The following is a 19,172-nucleotide window of genomic DNA, read 5'->3' as shown; positions in this document are numbered from 1 at the left end:
TGTCCAGTCCTTCATCATTACTCATTACGACTTTAGTCTTAAAGGTTAGAATCTCCTCTTAAAGTCCGGTATTTCTTTCTGGCTTCGACAAAATAAATACTGTCCTGATGCTCGAAGATGACTTTCTCGAACAACGGTTTGGCTTTTTCGGGATCGTTTAGTTTTTCACTGTAAATACAGGCTGAAAAATAAAGCGCTTCATCTGAATAAATGCCGTCCTTATGGAAATCCAGAATGTTTTTGTAGCGTTGTAAAGCGCCGTTGTAATCGCCCAGTTTTTCATCGATGCGACCCAAACGCAATTCGGTTACGGCCTCGATTTCATTGCCTTTGAATTGGGTCAGGATTTCAGAGAATTTCTGTTTGGCTTCCGACACTTTATTCTGGTACATTAGGTAATCGGCTTTGGCGAATTGGGTCAGGGCAACGCGTGTGGAATCGGCAACCGTATTGTCGTTTATAAGCAGGTAATATTCGAGTGCATCGTTCGCGATTAGTTGTGTCGAAGCCGATTTAAGCGTCGTGAACTGTGCCTGTGCCCAATCGAAATCACCCTTGAAATAACTGGTTTTTGCCGCTTTGAGACTGGCTTGGTGGCCGACGGCATCGTTTTTCAACTCGTCCTCTATCTGCGAATAATACAATAATGCCTGGTTGAATTTTTGTTCGAACAGATAGATATCGGCGAGTTCCATTTTGAGGTCGGCTTGCTGGTATTTGTTCAGGTTCAGCTTCAATGCATCCTGGATAATCTGTTTTCCGAGTTCTGGATTCGACAGGTTGAACGTAGCGAAATGTGCATTGAGTAATTGCAACGGAAGCGTCTGCGGATTGATGCCGAATTCGTCCAGCAGTTTCTTCATATCCGATTCGATGAGCGCATTATCCTTTGAAGTCGCAACGGCTATCCGGATTTTCATCAGGTTGTAATTGGCATCAATGCGAATGTCAAGATCCTGGGTGTTTTCAAGTACGAACTGATAGATTTCCTTCGCCGTATCTGAATCGCCTTCCTGAACAGCTAATTGTGCCAGGTTGACAATATTGGCAAACGTTTCCTGATTCCTGCGATACACCGCCTTTTCCTGGATGAATGCTTTCCCGTATTCTTTCTGTTGCACATAAAACCAGCTCAGGTATTGGTTCCAGAAAATATCCTGATCCTTTTGGGCACGAATGAGCAATGCTTTTCTGAGCGTTTCATTGAACTCAGGACTTCCGTCCTCGGCCATGAAACGCGACAATCTATTTTGGATGATGATGGAATTCTGTGGATTTGCAAACGCTTCATCGAGGAACATATTGATCATCTGATCTGTCTTTCCCTGCTGGCCATATAAGAGTGCCATCTGGAAATTGAAGTTCAACTTTGGTTCCTTTTCTTTGGCAAGTTGATACGAACGGAGGGCATAATCCAAAAGACTGTGTTTTTCAAAAGCCGGCCCAACGGAGTAGACTTCGCCTGCATTTGTACCGATGCGTTCAATGGCTTCTTCGTATTTCTTTTTGGCTTCGGCCTCGTTTTTTTTGAGTTGGTAATTATACCCGATCTCCACCAGCAAACCGGCCTGTTTGTATTTGGAATATCGATCCAAAAGTAGTTTTTCGGCTACATCCAATTGCTGCAACTGCTGGTTTGATTCTACGACCCGCTGAAAATAAACGGTATTTGAAGGTTGCCCCTTAAGCAGGTCTTCATAGATGAGTCTGGCTTTTTCAAAATCACCTTTATCGAAATAATTCTGCGCCAATTGCTCGTTCTGCGCAAACAAAGCCAAAGAGAAAAATGACAGGATGAATGAAAAAACCAACTTCATATTCGGGGTACTTTTTAAACCTCAACAAGATAACACAATTTTCCCCTGAAAATTATGGCAGAACTATTAATCGATGCGATCGAAACCGGTGTAACGGCGCAGCACTTCGGGAATTTCGATTCCGTCCGGTGTCTGGTAGTTCTCAAGGATTCCGGCAAGCACACGAGGCAGGGCCAATGAACTTCCGTTGAGCGTGTGGGCCAATTGATTCTTCCCGTCTTTGTCGCGGTAACGCAATTTGAGACGATTCGCCTGGAACGTTTCAAAGTTGGAAACAGACGATATTTCAAGCCATCTGTCCTGAGCCGTAGAAAACACTTCGAAGTCATAGGTCAGTGCCGATGCAAAGCCCATATCGCCTCCGCACAGACGCAACACGCGATACGGCAATTTGAGTTCGTCAAGGATATTTTTTACGTGATCGACCATTCCGTCGAGGGCAGCGTATGAATTTTCCGGTTTTTCGATACGGACGATTTCGACTTTATCGAATTGGTGCAGCCGGTTCAACCCGCGAACGTGTGCTCCGTAAGAACCGGCTTCACGACGGAAACACGGTGTATAACCGGTCATGAGAACCGGAAGTTCGTTTTCAGCAACAATCACGTCGCGATATAGATTCGTCACCGGAACTTCTGCGGTCGGAATCAAATATAAATCATCGATACCAACATGATACATCTGCCCTTCCTTATCAGGCAATTGTCCGGTTCCGTAACCGGATGCTTCGTTGACTAAATGCGGCACCTGGAATTCCTTGTAACCGGCATCTGTATTCTTATCGAGGAAATACGAAATGAGCGCACGTTGTAACTTCGCACCTTTTCCTTTATACACCGGAAAACCCGCACCCGTGATTTTGACCCCCAGTTCGAAGTCGATGATGTCGTATTTTTTGACAAGCTCCCAATGCGGCAACGCTTCACCATGCAATTCGGGGATTTCCCCGCTTTGGAAGACATTTTCGTTGTCGTCGGCAGATTTTCCGTTCGGGACGATATCCGCCGGCGCATTCGGGATTGCGTATAATTTGTGGAGCAAATCTGAAGCATACACTTCGAGTTGTTCTGAAAGTTCCTTGCTTTTTTCTTTAAGCGAAACCGTTTTTTCCTTGAGGATGGCGGCTTTTTGTTTTTCGCCGGCTTTCATCAATTCGCCAATGTCTTTGGAAAGTTTGTTCGATTCAGACAGGATATTGTCCAGTTCGACTTGTGTGTGGCGTCTTTTTTCGTCAACCGAAACGGCATCTGCAACCAATTGGCTAGCATCTATATTCCGCTTGGCAAGCGCTGCAATTACTTTTTCCTGGTTCTCGCGTATGTAGGCGATTTGTAACATGGCGTGTTTTTTAAAGTCGCAAAAATAGCTAAAATGTTTGGTGCTTCAAGCAATCCGGACAAGCCAAATTTCGCAATCAAAGCCCTTTTTTCAGCTGCTATGCAACAGATTAACAATTGGCTGCCTTTATATTGATTAAATTCGCCAAAAAATAATGCTATCATGTTCCAAAAATACCTCTTGCCCTTACTTCTTGCCGCATTGCCGCTTGCTGCCCAAAAACACAACGACGGTGTTTTCGGGATTGCCGAAGCAGAAAGAAGATCGGCCTCCCAAGTCCTGTTCGTACAGGTAAATCCGGATACGTACAATTACGATGTCACGTACCACAAACTGGAATTTACCGTTGATCCGAACGAATATTTCATCTCCGGAAAAGTCACTACGACATTCACGGCTTTGGAAAACATGAACCAGGTGATTTTTGATCTGGCCGATGCACTCGATGTAAGTTCGGTCAAACAAGGCACGACGAACCTGACGTTCACACAGAATTTCCAGGACGAACTCGTCATCACGTTACCATCGACACTTACAACCGGAAATTCGGCGACAGTGGAAATAACCTATTCCGGAATGCCTCCTTTCGACAATCAGGGATTTTCGACGAGTTCGCATAACGGTTCTCCAATTTTGTGGACATTGTCGGAACCTTTCGGTGCCAAGGATTGGTGGCCTTGTAAACAGGATTTGAACGATAAGGCAGATTCGATTGATGTCTACATCACAGCACCTTCCGATTATGTGAGTGTTTCCAACGGCCTCGAAGTCGAACAGACGGTTTCAGGCACGAACAAAACCACGCATTTCCACCACGGCCACCCGATTGCAGCTTATCTGGTTGCGATTGCCGTCACCAATTATTCTGTGTTTACGGTCAACGCGGGAACGGCTCCGAATGAATTCCCGATCATTAACTATGTATATCCTGAAAATCTGGGTTCGGCACAAAACAACATCGCCATTACGCCGGATATCATGGATTTTTATGAACAGACATTCGGTACGTATCCGTTTTCCGATGAAAAATACGGCCATGCCCAATTCGGTTGGGGCGGCGGAATGGAACACCAGACCGTTTCGTTCATGGGCGGGTTCAACCGCGAACTCATTGCCCACGAACTTGGCCATCATTGGTTCGGCGATAAAGTAACGTGCGGAACCTGGAAAGACATTTGGCTTAACGAAGGTTTTGCTACCTATATGGCCGCCATGATCATTGAAAGTTTCGACGGGGCCGACGCTTTCGTAAATTACAAAGACGGGCTTATCAATTATATCTGTTCCCAACCCGGCGGATCCGTTTACATGACTGATTCCGAAGCCCTGAACACCGATCGTATCTTCAGCAGCCGGCTCAGCTATTATAAAGGTGCCATGGCAATCGAGATGCTGCGATGGAAACTCGGCGACACCAATTTCTTTGCCGGCCTTCAGGCTTACCTGACAGATCCGGACCATGCGTACGGTTATGCGCTGACAGAAGATCTTAAAACCCATTTGGAAGCGGCTTCAGGCATGGAACTCGATGAATTCTTCAGCGACTGGATCTACAACCAGGGCTATCCGTCTTATGACATCACCGCCCATAACACGGCTCCGGGAATGGTTCATTTTACGGTAAACCAAACCCAATCGCATCCCTCAGTGACGTTTTTTGAAATGCCGGTTCCGGTGCGGGTTTTTGGTGCCGGCGGACAACAATTGGATGTCGTCCTTGAAAATACGGTGAACGGACAAGGCTTTGACGTTGCCGTTCCGTTCGTGGTGACATCTTTGGAATTCGATCCGGACAAACATATCCTGGCTTTGGATAATTCGGCGACATTAGGCATTTCCACAGCGAACGGATTGAGTGGCATTTCGGTCTATCCGAATCCGGCATCGGCCCAAATCAACATCTCGGTTCCGCAACGTTTTTCTGTTTCTGGAATAAAGATTACCAATGTTTTGGGACAAACGGAACTATTGGTTGGGGAAACCTCACAGATAAATGTTTCATCACTAAGTACCGGCGTGCATTTCCTGACGGTTTTTGCCGATGGGCGCCAACGAACATTCAAGTTCATCAAGGAATAAACACAAATCTTAAAATCGGAACCTATGAAAAAAGCACTACTCTTTTTAGCAATGATAATGACCGGAATGTCGTTTGGGCAAGTCACCATAGGCAGCGGTACGGCGGTCGATTCAAACGCCGGATTGTCGACACCTATTTCAAACTGGTATGCTTCCTCTCTGGCGCAGATGATTTACCTGGCATCGGAAATAAATACATCGGGAAATCTGACCTCGATTGAATTCAAGCTCAACGGAACCACCGCACTGACCAATTCAAATGACATGATCAGTGTTTGGGTCGGACATTCGACAAAATCGGCATACACACCAACAATCAGTGCGAGCGGTGCCGATTGGGTCAGTGTCGCAGATCATACGCAAGTGCTTGCCAACGGAAGCCTGACACAAACCGGAAGCACCGTCAAATTTACCTTTTCACAACCGTTTGCCTACAATGGGACAGACAACCTTGTGATCACCGTTGACGCGAACGAACCGGGCGATGACGGAAGCGGGATTCTTTTTCTTCAAGGAGCGTCAAATCCAGCCGTGAAATGCATCATGATACGCACCGATCAGGCAGCTGACAATGCCGATCCGTTGAACCCACCGTTGAATTACACGGGCGGTTTTGCGGCGGAATCGGTACAGGCCAAAACAACGCGGCCAATCATTACCTTGAACTTTGAAGACCTGGCCGTTTCCAACGTAACTTCGGAAAATAAAATCTCCCTGTATCCGAATCCGGTCGTGAATGAGCTTTTTATAGATGCGCCGTCAAATGTCCAATCAGCTGAAATTTATTCGCTTTCCGGACAAAAGATAAAAGCTGGTTTGCTTTCCGGGAATAAAATAAATACGTCAGATTTGGCTTCAGGCACTTATGTGTTGCAGATGAAGTTTGAAGACGGATCTGCCGGAACCAAAAAATTCTCGAAGCAGTAATGAGTTCAAAAACAAACCACGGTTTCAGCTATGCTATATTCGCTTTGCTATTGCTGCTGATATCGTGGTTTCTTTTTATAGTGCTGATGTTGAACAGGTATTTTTCTGCGGGAAAATTTTTTCTGTTCCCAATGCTGATTTCCCCAATACTGGCTGTAATTGGCTTGGTTTATTCGGTCAAAGGCATCAGGGAACCGAATACGTTCAAAAAAATCTTCGGTTTGATCCTGAATGTTTCGATCCCTTCGCTTTTCATTGCCGTCATCGTAAAAAATGCCATAGAGATTTATCGGGCAATCTATTGACCAACTTTTAGGAATTCGAGCAAAGGCGCAATGAATTTTTCGTACGCTTCAATATGAGGCAAATGGCCGACATTTTCAATTTCAACGAGTCTGGAGCCTTTGATCTTTTGTTGGGTCTCTTTCCCAAGCTTCGGATAATTGCCTAATGTGGCCTGAACTTCCTTCGACGCGTTGCTTTTGCCTAAAGCCGTGCGGTCACGTTGGCCAATGATAAGCAACGTCGGTGCTTGGATGTTTTGGAATTCATATACGACCGGCTGCGTGAAAATCATGTCGTACGTCAATGCCGAATTTTTGGCGATGATGGAATAATCCTTGTTGCGTGTCCAGCCGGCAAGCATTTCGACACCTTTGTCGTATTCCGGTTTCCACTTGTTGTCAAAGTAGAATTTGAGCTGGTATTCCTTGATGGATTCGGCTGTCTGGTGTATTTCGTTCGCATACCAATCATCTATCGACGGATACGGCACGACGGTTTTCCAGTCTTCGAGCCCGATTGGATTTTCAAGGATCAGTTTCTCTGTCGTTTCCGGATACATCAATGCGAAACGTGTCGCCAGCATACCGCCCATTGAATGACCCAGAATGATCGCTTTATCAATTTTAAGTTTGTCTAAAACAGCTTTGGTATTTTGAGCGAGCCATTGGAAACTGTATTGGATATTCGTCGGCTTGCCCGATTTCCCGAACCCGATCTGATCCGGCATGATCACGCGATAACCGGCTTTGTTCAAATCTTTGGCCGTCTGTTCCCAATAATAACCCGCGAAATTCTTTCCGTGAAGTAAGACGATGGTTTTCCCGTTCGCCTTTTGTGGTTTGGCATCCATGTAGGCCATCTGTAATTTCTGGCCCTGTGAATCGATGGTGATTTCAGATACGGGAAACGGATACGTGATATTCTCCAACTGCAGTCCGTTGACTTTGCCCGATTGAGCAAAAGCAGCTAGTGTAGTCAGCAAAAAGAACAGATACTTCATGATGATATTTAAGCGATGGTTTTCACAAGGCCGCCATCAACACGTAGCGAAGCCCCGTTAGTAGCGGACGATCTTGGGCTGGCGACATAGACAATCAGGTTCGCGATTTCTTCCGGTTCCGCAAAACGACGGATCAATGATGACGGGCGCGCGTTGTCAAAGAAATCCTTCTCTTTCCGGGCTTTCGAGGCATCGTCGAGCTGGATAAAATCGACCAATCCTTCGGATGCCGTTGGGCCGGGAAGCACACTGTTCACGGTGACTCCGGTAGATTTTGTAAGTTCTGCCAAACCTCTTGCGACTGACAACTGAGCCGTTTTTGTCATACCGTAATGAATCATTTCCTCAGGAATATTGAGTGCACTTTCAGACGAGACAAAAATAATACGCCCCCAATTTTGCTCAATCATCTGTGGGAAATAATGACGCGACAACCGAACGCCGCTCATCACATTGATTTCAAAAAATCTAAACCAGTCTTCGTCCTTGATTTCCGTAAAAGGAACAGGAGCAAAAATCCCGACGTTGTTGATGAGAATGTCGACTTTCGGAACTTTCTTGAACAAAGCATCGATATCTGAAACATCAGAAAAATCACAGGCTGCTTCACGTGCATCCGCATTTGGCACTTCCGATTTTAGCTTTTCGATTGCTTTTTGGACACTTTCAGGTTTGCGTCCGTTGATGTAGACTATAGCACCTTCTGCCAATAATGATTTTGCAGTGGCATAACCTATTCCCGCCGTCGATCCCGTGACCAAAGCGGTTTTTCCTTTTAATTGTAAATCCATCAGTGTAGTTGTAATTGATTGTGCCAGATGTAAAGCAAGCCTTCCATTTTTCCGTAGACCGGATCGTTTTCGGGCAATTCGACTTTAGCTATATTTTCATCGGCTTTCGGACGTTCGCCGGGTTCACCTTTCATGATGTCGTAATCGCAGCCATTCGGATAAGCACCTACCACGGCGAAATCTTCAGACTGATCGACGCGTTTGTGCCCCACGCCGGCCGGAATCACGATTACGTCGCCTTCTTCAACAGAGACGCGTTCGCCATTTTCTCCACCAAACTGTAGTGTCGCATAACCCTGGTAAATCCCAATGACTTCGTGCGTGATGCTGTGGTAATGATGATAGTCGTACACGCCGTTTTTCCAGGCATTGCGCCATCCGTAGTTTTTGAAATGGGCAATCATGGCGTCGGCATCGGCTTTATCTTCAAGGAAAACGCCGCGATAAATAAGTAGCGGCAATTTACTGTTCGGGATTTTCCCGTCGTCTTTGAATGTCAATTGAATCGGTTCCATATAGTTGTGTTTTAGTTTGTTCGTGAAAATGTTACCCGAGCCGGAAGCGGTTCGCCTTTCAAACCTGCAATGGCATTTTGGGCAGTCAGAATCGCCATGGCATCCCTTGTTTCCCTGGTGGCAGAGCCGATGTGTGGCAGTACCGAAACCGTTTCCATTTCGAGCAATGGATTTCCTGGCTGCATGGGTTCAGGATTTGTGACGTCTAGACCGGCGCCCCAAATTGTTCCGGATCGCAATGCTTCGGTCAGATCGATCTCATTGTGGATTCCGCCGCGGGCCGTGTTGATGAAAATGGCTGACGGTTTCATTTTGGAGAATGCCTCACGGTTGAATTTGTTTTTAGTTTCAGATGATAAATTGGCATGGACCGAAATCACGTCACTTTTTTGAAGCAGTTCATCAAACGATACCAATTCGGCCTGAAATGCGTGTTCTGCTTTTTCATTGCGGCTGCGGTTGTGGTAAATGACTTTCATGTCGAAGGCACCACGGCAGGATCTGGCCATTTCATATCCGATGTTTCCCAACCCGAAAATCCCGATGGTCTTGTCTTTCAGATCCAGGCCCAATCCGGCTTCAGGATCAAAGACAGCCCAATCGCCTTTCTGGATTCTTTTGTGGTGGAAAAGGGCTTTGCGCGCCGTCATCTGCATCAGCAAAAAAGCGGTGTCGGCTGTGGCTTTGCTCAAGACATCAGGCGTGTGTCCGACAGGAATTCCCAGTTCGTCTGCAGTTTTGATATCGACATGATCATATCCGACGGAAAACAATGAAATGACCTTTAAATGCCGGTTGGCCTCGAGGAATTCACGGTCTATTTCCGTCCGTCCGAGAACGAGTAAACCATCGGCATTTTTGCTACCGTCGTACAATTCCTGCTTTGTCGGCGATCTTTCTTTACGCCAGCAGTTTACCATAATCCCGGCCTTTTCGAAAACCTCGATTCCTTTTTGCGGTAAAATGCGGGTCGAGAAAACGTTCATATCAGTAAGCGCTTGCGGAGTTGAGCAGGTTGATGTCTTCCGTATCGAGGTTCAGGTTCGGAGCCGATATAATGCTCGAAAGTTGCGGGACTTTCGTGGCACTTACGATTGGCGCCGTGACCGATGGCCGATTGATAAGCCACGCCAGGGAAACGGCTGCCTGATCTGTATTGTATTTAACAGAAATTTTATCGAGTGCATCTAAAATCGCAAGGCCGCGTTTGTCGAAATATTTGTTCATGTCGCCACCGCGCGGACTTTTGCCAAGGTCGGCATTGGTTCGGTATTTTCCGGTCAGGAAGCCGCTTTCGAGTGAGAAATACGTAATGACACCCAGGTTTTCCTTTAATGCCAAAGGTTCATATTGAGTTTCGTATTTTTCGCGGGCATATAGATTGTAATGCGGCTGAAGCGTCTGGTAACGCGGGAAGTTTTTGTCGGTACTTGTCTGTAGCGATTCCGAGATTCTGTCAGGCGACATATTCGAAGTTCCGATGAAACGGACTTTGCCTGACTTTACGAGTTCGTCGTAAGCCGACAACGTTTCTTCGACCGGCGTGGCTTCTTCATCGAAATGGGTCTGATACAAATCGATGTAATCTGTCTTGAGTCTTTTGAGTGATGCTTCGACTTCTTTGAGGATGTATTCTTTTTTGAGGCCTTTGTTGCCGTCGCCCATATCGGAACCGACTTTTGTCATGAGCACCAAATCCTGGCGTTTGCCTCTTTTGGAAAGCCAGTTGCCGATGATGGTTTCAGATTCGCCACCGGAATTTTGCGGCGCCCATCGCGAGTAGACATCGGCCGTATCGATCGCATCGAAACCTGAACCGGTAAAATGATCTAAAATTTCGAACGATTGTTTTTCGTCAATCGTCCAGCCAAAAACGTTTCCGCCAAAAACGACGGGATAAATATGTAAATCGGAATTTCCGAGTTGTCTTTTTTCCATTTTAAAAAGTGATGTGTGTTTTGGTTTCGCTGCTTTCTATGGCCGCTTCTATGATTTTCATGGTCTTCACAGCATCATCTGCCGGAACCGGATTCTTGCCACTTTTCTTGACGTATTGGAATAACTCTTCAAAAAAGTGATAGTAATTTCCCTGGAGCGTCGGGACATGTTCGCGTACTTCAAGGCCTTCGATTTCCGTATGGAGCACACCGGAGCGGAATTCGGGTTCTTTGCCCCAATCGGTCACCATCGGCTTTTTGCCTGCCTTCAGATCATCTTCCTGGACATCGCCACGACTTTTGAGGAACGAACCTTTTTTGCCGTGAAGAATATAAGACGGCAACGGTTCCCGAACGAAATAACTGCTTTTGACACGGACGCGGAATGTGTCGTAAAACAAAGTAATATCGAACCAATCATCGACAACAGAATTTTGCCTGGTGCTTCGGACATCGGCAAACAAACTATCCGGAAAACCAAACAGCACCAAAGCTTGATCAATGATGTGCGGGCCTAAATCTTTGAGAACGCCAGATCCGGGGCTTTTGACTTCCTTATGCGGTTTTGCACTTAAATTGGGATTGAAACGGTCAAAATGGATTTCAGCCTCTACTATTGAGCCGAGGATTTGTTTGTCGAAAATATCTTTGACGGTCTTGAAATCACTGTCCCAACGGCGGTTCTGGAAAACGGTGAGTTTGCGTTTGCTTTCTATGGCGAGGTCGCGAAGTTCTTCGGCTTCGGCGGCAGTTGTGGTAAACGCTTTTTCGACAAGGACATTTTTTCCGGCGAGAAGCGCTTGTTTGGCGTAATCGAAGTGGGTTTCTGTGGGCGTGTTGACTATGATGAGTTCTACTTCGGGATCGGCGAGAACCTCATCCAGAGTGCCGTATGATTTGACCAGCGGATAATCTTCGTGGATTTTCTTTTTCGATCGTTCCCAGGCACCAATCAATTCAAATCCGGGATGAAGTTCGAGGAAAGGCGCGTGGAAAACCTTTCCAGACATTCCGTAAGATAAGAGTGCTGTAGCGATTTTCTGCATGAGTGCTTGTTTCGGTTTCCTGTAAATTTACCCCTGAGCCGCCCAAGAATCAGAACTATTAACAAACATTTACAATTGAATTTGCGCTACTCGAACCGACGTTGGTTTTAAATCTCTATTTTTGTCCGCGATTCAGTAAAAATATCTAATGGACATAGTAATCAAGCTTTCCCAATTCCTGCTGAGCCTTTCGTTGCTCATTGTTTTGCACGAATTCGGGCACTTTATACCGGCAAAACTTTTCAAGACACGTGTGGAGAAATTCTACCTGTTTTTTGACGTGAAGTTTTCGCTGCTCAAGAAAAAAATCGGTGAAACGGAATATGGAATCGGATGGCTGCCACTTGGCGGTTACGTAAAGATTTCGGGAATGATAGACGAAAGCATGGACACGGAACAAATGTCGCTTCCGCCCCAACCGTGGGAATTCCGTTCCAAACCAGCCTGGCAACGTCTCATTATCATGCTTGGCGGCGTTACCGTGAATTTTATATTGGCGTTCCTGATTTATATTGGGATGGCTTTCGCTTATGGTGATTTGTATATTTCGAACGATGAAGTGAAAGACGGAATTTGGGTGACAAATCCTGCCGTGGAGAAAATCGGGCTTAAAACGGGAGACAAAATCGTATCTGTCGACGGCCAGAAAATTGCACATTTCCATGATTTGAACGAAGCGATTTCAATGGCCAAAACGGTCGAGGTCAATCGGAACGGACAAAACCAAACCATCAACCTTCCGGTGAATTTCATTTCACAATTGCTTGACGAAGGCAAACGTTCCGTAGTAGAACTGCGTATTCCGTTCGTGGTTTCAGATATTCCGGCATCTTCCCAGAACAAAGAGCTGAAAGTTGGCGATATCGTTCAATCTGTAAATGGAAAAGCACTCCAATACGCCGACCAGATGCCTGCGGAACTCGAAGCCAATAAAGGCAAAACGATTCCGGCGATCGTGCTTCGCGATGAAAAACAGGTTGCAGTGAATCTTAAGGTAAACGACAGTGCAAAATTAGGTGTGGTTTATCCGTGGAAACTGCCTGTGGACAATCTTGAAAAACTGGGATTGTATAAAATCAGTGAGGAGAAGTATGGGTTTTTCCAAGCGATTCCGGTTGGGCTTTCTCACGGAAAAGAACAAATCGCTTCTTACGGACGCCAGCTTAAAGCAATCTTTACCCCAAGCACCGGTGCATACAAAGGCGTTGGTGGTTTTAAGGCCATTTACGACATTTTCCCGCATTCGTGGAGCTGGGAAGCATTCTGGAACATTACGGCCTTGCTTTCGATCATGCTTGGCGTGATGAACCTGCTTCCGATTCCTGCATTAGACGGCGGACACGTGCTGTTTTTGTTATATGAAATGATTTCAAGACGCAAGCCGAGCGACAAGTTTTTGGAGTATGCACAATTGGCTGGTTTCATTATGCTGATTGGACTGGTATTGTTCGCAAACGGCAACGATATTTATAAGGCCATAGCGAAGTAAAATTTTTTAAAGTTTTATTTGCACAGATGATTTTTCGAGTTATCTTTGCCACCGCTTAAAAGATAAAACATCTTCCTCCTTAGCTCAGTTGGTTAGAGCATCTGACTGTTAATCAGAGGGTCCTTGGTTCGAGCCCAAGAGGGGGAGCAAAAAACGAAAGCCATTCTCACGAGTGGCTTTTTTTTATCGGCCCCGTAGTTCAACGGATAGAATAGGCGTTTCCTAAACTCTAGATCCAAGTTCGATTCTTGGCGGGGCTACTTGCCGGACAAACCAAACTTATGGATTGTCCGGTTTTTTATATCGTAATCATAACGCTAATTACATCCGCAATCCGGTCCGCAACCGTCTTTCTTTTTAGGTTTGAATACGAACTTCCGAGCCAGAAAGACAACGGCAACAACAAGCAATCCTATGGCGATTATAGTCTGCATCAGCTTAAGGTTTGATAGGCGATGAACGCGGTGAGATAGGCAAATGCACTCATGAATACCAATTGGATGAGCGGCCATTTCCACGAATTCGTTTCTTTTTTGACGATGGCCAATGTACTCGCACATTGTAATGCGAAGGCGTAAAATAACAGCAATGAAACTCCGGTTGCCAGATTGAAGATTTTGGTTCCGTCCGGCCAGGTTTCAGAAGCCATTTTAGACTTGATCGTAGCATCATTATCTGCATCGCCAACACTGTAAATAGTGGCTAAAGTGCCGACGAAAACTTCACGGGCTGCAAATGAACTGATAATCGCTACCCCAATTTTCCAGTCATAACCCAATGGGCTAATTACGGGCTCAATGGCTTTTCCGGCAATCCCAATGTAGGAGCTTTCCAGTTTGTATGACGCAATTTCGCTTTCCAACGTTTCGCCTTCCGGCAACGTACCTGTCTTTTCGAATTTTTGGGTTACGATAGTTTCCGCGTTATGGAAATCATTTCCCGGCCCGAACGATGCCAGAAACCACAGCACAATCGAAATGGCCAAAATGATTTTTCCGGCGCCGGCCACAAAAGCTTTGGTCTTTTCAAGTACATTGATGCCGACGTTTTTGGCGAGCGGCAATTTGTAATTCGGCATTTCGACCACAAAATACGTTTTGGTCCTGAGCTTTAAAATTTTGTCCAAAAGCCAGGCAGAAACCACCGCCATAAAGAATCCGGCGAGATACAATAGCATCAGCGTCAGACCTTGAAGATTCATGATACCACCGATGCGTCTGTCCGGAATCACCAAAGAAATAATAATCGAATATACCGGCAACCGCGCTGAACAAGTCGTAAAGGGCGTGACAAGTATCGTTATCAGTCGTTCCTTCCAGTTTTCAATATTACGTGTCGCCATAATCGCCGGAATGGCACAAGCCGTCCCTGAAATCAAAGGCACGACGCTTTTTCCGCTGAGCCCGAACCGTCTCATGATCCTATCCATCAAAAATACCACACGGCTCATATAACCGCTTTCTTCAAGTAACGAGATAAACAAGAACAGCACGGCGATTTGCGGAATGAAAATCACGATGCCACCAATTCCGGGAATGATTCCCTGGGAAACCAGATCGGTCAGGATTCCTGGTGCAAAACTCTCGGAAACCATTTGGCTCAGGTTGGCGAATTGCTCGTCGATAAAATCCATCGGATAACTCGACCACGAGAATATCGACTGGAAAATAAGGAACAGAATAGCCAGGAAAATTACATAACCCCAGACTTTATGCGTGAGTATTTTGTCTAATCTGCTACCGAAATCTTTTGCTTTTGTACTGTCTACGACCTGACCGATGCGAAGCACATCGTTTATGAATTGATAGCGTTTGATCGTTTCCTTTTGCTGCATCCGCTTGAGTTCGGAATTCGGTTTGGTAAACGTCGATTGGATTTGTTTTTTCTCCGGCAACATGAAATTCACATCCTGTGTAATCACAAGCCAAAGCTTATAGACGAGTTGGTTAGGGAACGTTTTTCGGAGATTATCGAAATATTCCGGATCGATTGACGAAGCATTCAGGCAAGGTTCAGCCGAAAGCGTCTTGTAAGAAGCAATTAAATTTTTCAGTTCGTCAATGCCCGAATTTTTACGCGTACTGATTAGTGCAATCTTTGTATTCAGACGTTCCTCCAGGTATGGAATGTCAAGTGAAATTCCCTTGTAATCCATGCGGTCAGCCATATTGATGACCAGCACCGTCGGGATTTCAAGGTCTTTGATTTGGGTGAAAAGCAGTAAGTTACGCTTGAGGTTTTCGACATCGGTAATCACGACGGCGACATCCGGAAACAATTTGTCGTTCTTGTTTAACAGCAATTCGATCACGACATTTTCGTCCATCGAACTCGCGTTCAAACTATACGTTCCGGGCAAATCCAGGATATTCGCTCGGACATTTCCTGGAAGTTTACAGAACCCGATTTTCTTCTCGACGGTAATTCCCGGATAATTCCCAACCTGTTGATTCAGGCCGGTCAGCGCATTGAAAACAGATGTCTTTCCGGTATTCGGATTCCCAATCAGGGCTACGTTGATATTCTCGTTGCTCATTTGGGCGCTCTTTCAATTTGGATCAGCTGGGCCGTTTCTTTGCGGATTGCCAGGCGCGCTCCGTTGATATCAAGATAAACCGGATCGCCAAGCGGCGCAATCTGCAATAGTTCAACCGTATTTCCGGGGAGGCAACCCATTTCGAGAAGTTTCAACGGAAGCAAATCGACATCGATTTCCGTGATGATGCCTTTTTCCCCTTTCCTGAGTTGACCGACAGTTGTATGCAACGCTTATTTAGATTGAATAAAGCGCAAAATTAAGGTTTATTGTTGAGTTAGCCGGCTTTTTAAGTTGTTATTATAAGAAGCTGCTTTCTCGTTTTGGCTACAAAGTACCTCAATTCGGCTTCGGCCAAAATCTATGATGTCCGGAACTTTGCTTCATCATAAAAAAAACAATCATGTCACAACAAAAAGAAAAAGTCTGGTTCATAACAGGAAGTTCAAGGGGTTTTGGAAAAGTCTGGACACAGGCCGCGTTGGAACGAGGTGATAAAGTTGCCGCAACAGCCCGAAATCTGTCGGGCATTTCACACATGAAAGAACAATTCGGCGACAATGTCCTGACGCTCGAACTCGATGTCACCAATCCGGAACAAGTCAAAACAACCGTCCAACAAGCCTACGATCATTTCGGAAGATTGGACATAGTCCTGAACAACGCAGGTTATTCACTCGTCGGAACCATCGAGGAAGCCAAACCCGAAGAAATCCGGGCGCTTTATGAAACGAATGTTTTAGGACCTGTTTCGGTCATACAAGCCGCACTGCCGTTGTTGCGTAAACAAGGTTACGGCCACATCATGGGCACATCGAGCAATTTAGGTCACGTCGTTTTGCCCGTCATCGGTTACTATTGCTCTTCTAAATGGGCATTCGAAGCCATACATGAAAGTCTGGCCCTGGAAGTGAAACAATTCGGAATCAACGTTACCATAATTGAGCCGGGTGCGTATGCCACCGAATTTGGAAGCCAGGAATCGCTCAAATTCTCAAACAACCTCGATATTTACAACGACTTCAAAAATGAATTCTTCGGAACGCTCCAGAATCTCGAAAGAGGAAATCCGGAAGCGACGCCTGATGCCATTTTCGCAATCGCCGATGCCGAAAATCCACCGTTGCGTTTTTTCCTCGGAAACCAAAACCTGCCATGGGTCAAAAAAGATTACGCTGAACGTTTGGCTATCTGGGAAGAATGGGCAACCGTTTCCAATGCAGCCCAGAATTGATGAAGTAAAATCCGGAAGACCGATATCAAAACTATCGGTCTTCATTCTTATATTTAAGTATGAAAAAAGATCCCGTGCAAACTCAGGTAAATTCGCTGACGGAAGTACATCGCACTTTAGGTTTGCCAAATCCGCAGCATCCGCTCATCAGCCTGCTCAACGGTATTGACAACGACATCCGGATTTGTCTGCCGCAAGGCGCGCATGTACTTCATTTTTACAAGATTTCATATAAATCAACGGTCAGCGAAAAACTCAAATACGGCCAGGGTTATTATGATTTCGACGAAGGCGGATTGATGTTCGCTTCTCCCAATCAGGTCATCGGAAGCCCGAACGAGCCCGGTCGGCAGGACAGTTCGATGTATACGATACTGATCCATCCGGATTTTTTGTGGAATTATCCGCTTGCCAAAAAAATCAAGCAATACGGTTTTTTCTCTTATTCGGCCAATGAAGCATTGCATTTGTCCGAAGAAGAAAGAGAAACCGTGATTTCCATCTTCAGGATCATCGAAAAAGAACTCAACAGCCGAATAGACGATTTCAGCCAGGATGTCATCATATCCCAAATCGAGGTATTGCTCAATTATGCCAATCGATTTTACAAACGCCAATTCCTCACACGAAAGGTCGCTAGCAATGATTTATTGGTCAAAATGGAAGAATTGCTTGATGAATCTTTTGAATCGGAATCTGTAAAAAACGGAATTCCAACAGTTCATTTTCTGTCTGAAAAACTCAATATTTCTGCGAGTTATCTCAGTGATATGTTGCGGTCACTCACAGGCCAGAACGCACAGCAACACATCCACAACAAATTGATTGAAAAGGCGAAGGAAAAATTATCGGTGACGCAACTGTCGGTAAGTGAAATCGCTTATGAACTTGGGTTCGAGCACCCGCAATCGTTCAGTAAATTATTCAAGGCCAAGACGCAATTGTCGCCTTTGGAATTCCGGAAATCATTTAATTGATGTGTCTTTTTCGGCAAGCTCCTTTAGCAACGCATTTCGCTGAAGCAAAAACGTCATCATATACTTTTTAAGGATCAAGGCATTGAAAATCTTACCAATGATTCCAAAAGGTGCTTCAAAATAGAATTCATCTTTCATTACAGTCAGACCATTTTCGAAAGAGAAATGATGCTCGTGCCTCATGCTTTTGAAGGCGCCTTTGGTCATGGTGTCTTCAAAAAAATACGGTTTTTCGAATTTGGTGATTTCAACGGATAATCGCTGACGGATTCCAAAATGTGTGGCTTCCCAGGTAATTCTGTCGCCCAATTCACATAATCCTGAAGTTCGGCCAGCAACAGCTTCTTCATTGGTATTTGCTACAGAAAGTTTATGGAAATCGACATTCCTCGCCAAATCGAAGCAGCGTTCTAAAGGCGCATCGATAGCCGTGGAAAGTTCGATTTTAGTCATCAGATTTTTCACTGAGCCAGACAATATCTTCTATCAGGCGTTTGATATCTTCTTCTTTCGTTCCGTCATAGAATCCGCGGACACGCCTTTTTTGGTCGACGAGCACAAAGTTTTCAGTATGGACCATATCGTCCTGTTCTTCCGGCCGACCGATTTTGACCGCCAGATAAGACTTTCTTGCCAGATCGTAGATTTCCCTCCTGCTTCCCGTGACCAGGTTCCATTTTGTGTCATCCACACCTTTTTCCAGAGCGTATTTTTTGAGGACGGGTACGCTGTCGACCTCTGGCATTACAGTATGAGAAAGTAATAAAACTTTCGGATTGTCCTTGATCGCTTTTTGGATTTCAGCCATATTATGCGTCATTTTTGGACAGATCGACTGGCAGGTCGTAAAGAAAAAATCGGCTACATAAATCTTTCCCTCGTAATCTTTTTGAGTGATGGTTTTGCCGTTTTGGTTCGTTAGTGAAAAATCGGCAATATGGTGTTTGTTGCCAATGTGCTGAACGGTGCTGTCGACCATTTCCGGATTCACATCGGCCGGATTATAGATTGGAAGCATCTTTTGGGGCCTCAGTGCAAAATAAAACAGCGTAATGGCCACAGCCGAAACCACGAACATGGCAATAAAAAACGGCTTGTACTTTTTAAAGAACAAAATCATGCGGCAAAAATACCGTGTTTTGTGCAGCGCAGTTGATTTAATCAGGTTAAAAATGTGCAAAAGGCGTATATTTAAATCCGG

18 protein-coding genes, 2 tRNA genes and 2 pseudogenes are annotated in these 19,172 nt (G+C 45.4%); 9 read left to right on the top strand and 13 right to left on the bottom strand.

Annotated features, from left to right (window positions below; genetic code table 11):
- Positions 1–38 precede the first annotated feature (38 nt).
- On the bottom strand, positions 39–1,817 hold the full coding sequence (locus tag G6047_RS09495) for a tetratricopeptide repeat protein (protein ID WP_169527376.1): 1,779 nt from the start codon (positions 1,815–1,817) through the stop codon (positions 39–41).
- A 66-nt stretch (positions 1,818–1,883) separates the two neighbouring features.
- Complete coding sequence (serS, locus tag G6047_RS09490; RefSeq protein ID WP_169527375.1) at positions 1,884–3,155, bottom strand: serine--tRNA ligase; 1,272 nt, start codon at positions 3,153–3,155, stop codon at positions 1,884–1,886.
- A gap of 162 nt (positions 3,156–3,317) precedes the next feature.
- Between serS and G6047_RS09485 the strand changes: the two genes are divergently transcribed.
- From G6047_RS09485 to G6047_RS09475, 3 genes are read left to right on the top strand one after another with little or no spacing between them, the layout of a single operon-like run.
- Entirely contained in the window at positions 3,318–5,234 is a 1,917-nt protein-coding gene (locus G6047_RS09485; RefSeq protein ID WP_169527374.1) for a M1 family aminopeptidase, read from the top strand.
- A 24-nt stretch (positions 5,235–5,258) separates the two neighbouring features.
- On the top strand, positions 5,259–6,161 hold the full coding sequence (locus G6047_RS09480) for a T9SS type A sorting domain-containing protein (RefSeq protein ID WP_169527373.1): 903 nt from the start codon (positions 5,259–5,261) through the stop codon (positions 6,159–6,161).
- Positions 6,161–6,466 carry a hypothetical protein gene (locus G6047_RS09475; RefSeq protein WP_169527372.1) on the top strand — a complete coding sequence of 102 codons (306 nt, stop codon included), beginning with the start codon at positions 6,161–6,163 and terminating at the stop codon, positions 6,464–6,466. The genes G6047_RS09480 and G6047_RS09475 overlap by 1 nt, the downstream gene beginning before the upstream one ends.
- Here G6047_RS09475 and G6047_RS09470 read toward each other — a convergent pair.
- The 6 genes from G6047_RS09470 to G6047_RS09445 are packed head-to-tail and all read right to left on the bottom strand — an operon-like array spanning position 6,460 to position 11,735.
- Entirely contained in the window at positions 6,460–7,446 is a 987-nt protein-coding gene (locus G6047_RS09470; protein WP_169527371.1) for an alpha/beta fold hydrolase, read from the bottom strand. The two genes, G6047_RS09475 and G6047_RS09470, sit on opposite strands and share 7 nt — an antisense overlap.
- A gap of 8 nt (positions 7,447–7,454) precedes the next feature.
- Positions 7,455–8,237, bottom strand: a complete 783-nt coding sequence (locus G6047_RS09465; protein ID WP_169527370.1) for an SDR family NAD(P)-dependent oxidoreductase — start codon at positions 8,235–8,237, stop codon at positions 7,455–7,457.
- Entirely contained in the window at positions 8,237–8,752 is a 516-nt protein-coding gene (locus tag G6047_RS09460) for a cupin domain-containing protein (RefSeq protein WP_169527369.1), read from the bottom strand. Before G6047_RS09460 ends, G6047_RS09465 begins: the two co-directional genes overlap by 1 nt.
- An 11-nt stretch (positions 8,753–8,763) precedes the next feature.
- Positions 8,764–9,738 (bottom strand): 2-hydroxyacid dehydrogenase, encoded by a 975-nt coding sequence (locus tag G6047_RS09455; RefSeq protein ID WP_169527368.1) that lies wholly within the window; start codon positions 9,736–9,738, stop codon positions 8,764–8,766.
- 1 nt (position 9,739) lies between these two features.
- Positions 9,740–10,690 carry an aldo/keto reductase gene (locus G6047_RS09450; protein WP_169527367.1) on the bottom strand — a complete coding sequence of 317 codons (951 nt, stop codon included), beginning with the start codon at positions 10,688–10,690 and terminating at the stop codon, positions 9,740–9,742.
- A gap of 1 nt (position 10,691) precedes the next feature.
- A complete protein-coding gene (locus G6047_RS09445; protein WP_169527366.1) occupies positions 10,692–11,735 on the bottom strand; it encodes a Gfo/Idh/MocA family oxidoreductase in 1,044 nt (347 codons plus the stop codon).
- Positions 11,736–11,883: 148 nt separating this feature from the next.
- On the opposite strand from G6047_RS09445, the gene rseP reads away from it, so the two are divergent.
- From rseP to G6047_RS09430, 3 genes are all read left to right on the top strand, one after another.
- Complete coding sequence (gene rseP / locus G6047_RS09440; RefSeq protein ID WP_169527365.1) at positions 11,884–13,224, top strand: RIP metalloprotease RseP; 1,341 nt, start codon at positions 11,884–11,886, stop codon at positions 13,222–13,224.
- Positions 13,225–13,297: 73 nt separating this feature from the next.
- Positions 13,298–13,371 (top strand) — tRNA-Asn (locus tag G6047_RS09435).
- 41 nt (positions 13,372–13,412) lie between these two features.
- Positions 13,413–13,484 (top strand) — tRNA-Arg (locus tag G6047_RS09430).
- A gap of 57 nt (positions 13,485–13,541) precedes the next feature.
- Here the strand turns inward: G6047_RS09430 and G6047_RS09425 are convergent.
- Genes G6047_RS09425 through G6047_RS09415 form a run of 3 tightly spaced genes read right to left on the bottom strand, consistent with a single transcriptional unit; the run spans position 13,542 to position 15,990 of the window.
- Positions 13,542–13,658 carry a FeoB-associated Cys-rich membrane protein gene (locus tag G6047_RS09425; protein ID WP_169527364.1) on the bottom strand — a complete coding sequence of 39 codons (117 nt, stop codon included), beginning with the start codon at positions 13,656–13,658 and terminating at the stop codon, positions 13,542–13,544.
- On the bottom strand, positions 13,658–15,760 hold the full coding sequence (gene feoB / locus G6047_RS09420) for a ferrous iron transport protein B (RefSeq protein WP_169527363.1): 2,103 nt from the start codon (positions 15,758–15,760) through the stop codon (positions 13,658–13,660). Before feoB ends, G6047_RS09425 begins: the two co-directional genes overlap by 1 nt.
- A complete protein-coding gene (locus G6047_RS09415) occupies positions 15,757–15,990 on the bottom strand; it encodes a FeoA family protein (protein WP_169527362.1) in 234 nt (77 codons plus the stop codon). The genes feoB and G6047_RS09415 overlap by 4 nt, the downstream gene beginning before the upstream one ends.
- 173 nt (positions 15,991–16,163) lie before the next feature.
- Between G6047_RS09415 and G6047_RS09410 the strand changes: the two genes are divergently transcribed.
- Positions 16,164–16,994, top strand: a complete 831-nt coding sequence (locus G6047_RS09410) for an SDR family NAD(P)-dependent oxidoreductase (protein WP_169527361.1) — start codon at positions 16,164–16,166, stop codon at positions 16,992–16,994.
- Between the two features lie 59 nt (positions 16,995–17,053).
- A complete protein-coding gene (locus G6047_RS09405; protein WP_169527360.1) occupies positions 17,054–17,971 on the top strand; it encodes a helix-turn-helix domain-containing protein in 918 nt (305 codons plus the stop codon).
- On the opposite strand, the gene G6047_RS09400 is transcribed toward G6047_RS09405, so the two are convergent.
- A complete protein-coding gene (locus G6047_RS09400) occupies positions 17,960–18,367 on the bottom strand; it encodes an SRPBCC family protein (protein WP_394352500.1) in 408 nt (135 codons plus the stop codon). The genes G6047_RS09405 and G6047_RS09400 overlap by 12 nt on opposite strands.
- On the opposite strand from G6047_RS09400, the pseudogene G6047_RS16975 reads away from it, so the two are divergent.
- Positions 18,252–18,545 (top strand): annotated as a pseudogene (locus G6047_RS16975) (hypothetical protein); the annotation flags it as partial. The gene G6047_RS09400 and the pseudogene G6047_RS16975 sit on opposite strands and share 116 nt — an antisense overlap.
- Here G6047_RS16975 and G6047_RS09395 read toward each other — a convergent pair.
- A pseudogene (locus G6047_RS09395) lies at positions 18,429–19,091 on the bottom strand (SCO family protein); the annotation flags it as partial. The pseudogenes G6047_RS16975 and G6047_RS09395 sit on opposite strands and share 117 nt — an antisense overlap.
- Positions 19,092–19,172: the final 81 nt, after the last annotated feature.

The organism is Flavobacterium silvaticum (assembly GCF_012911565.1).
GTDB classification, from domain to species: Bacteria; Bacteroidota; Bacteroidia; order Flavobacteriales; family Flavobacteriaceae; genus Flavobacterium; species Flavobacterium silvaticum.
This window is presented reverse-complemented; position numbering and strand designations above follow the sequence as displayed.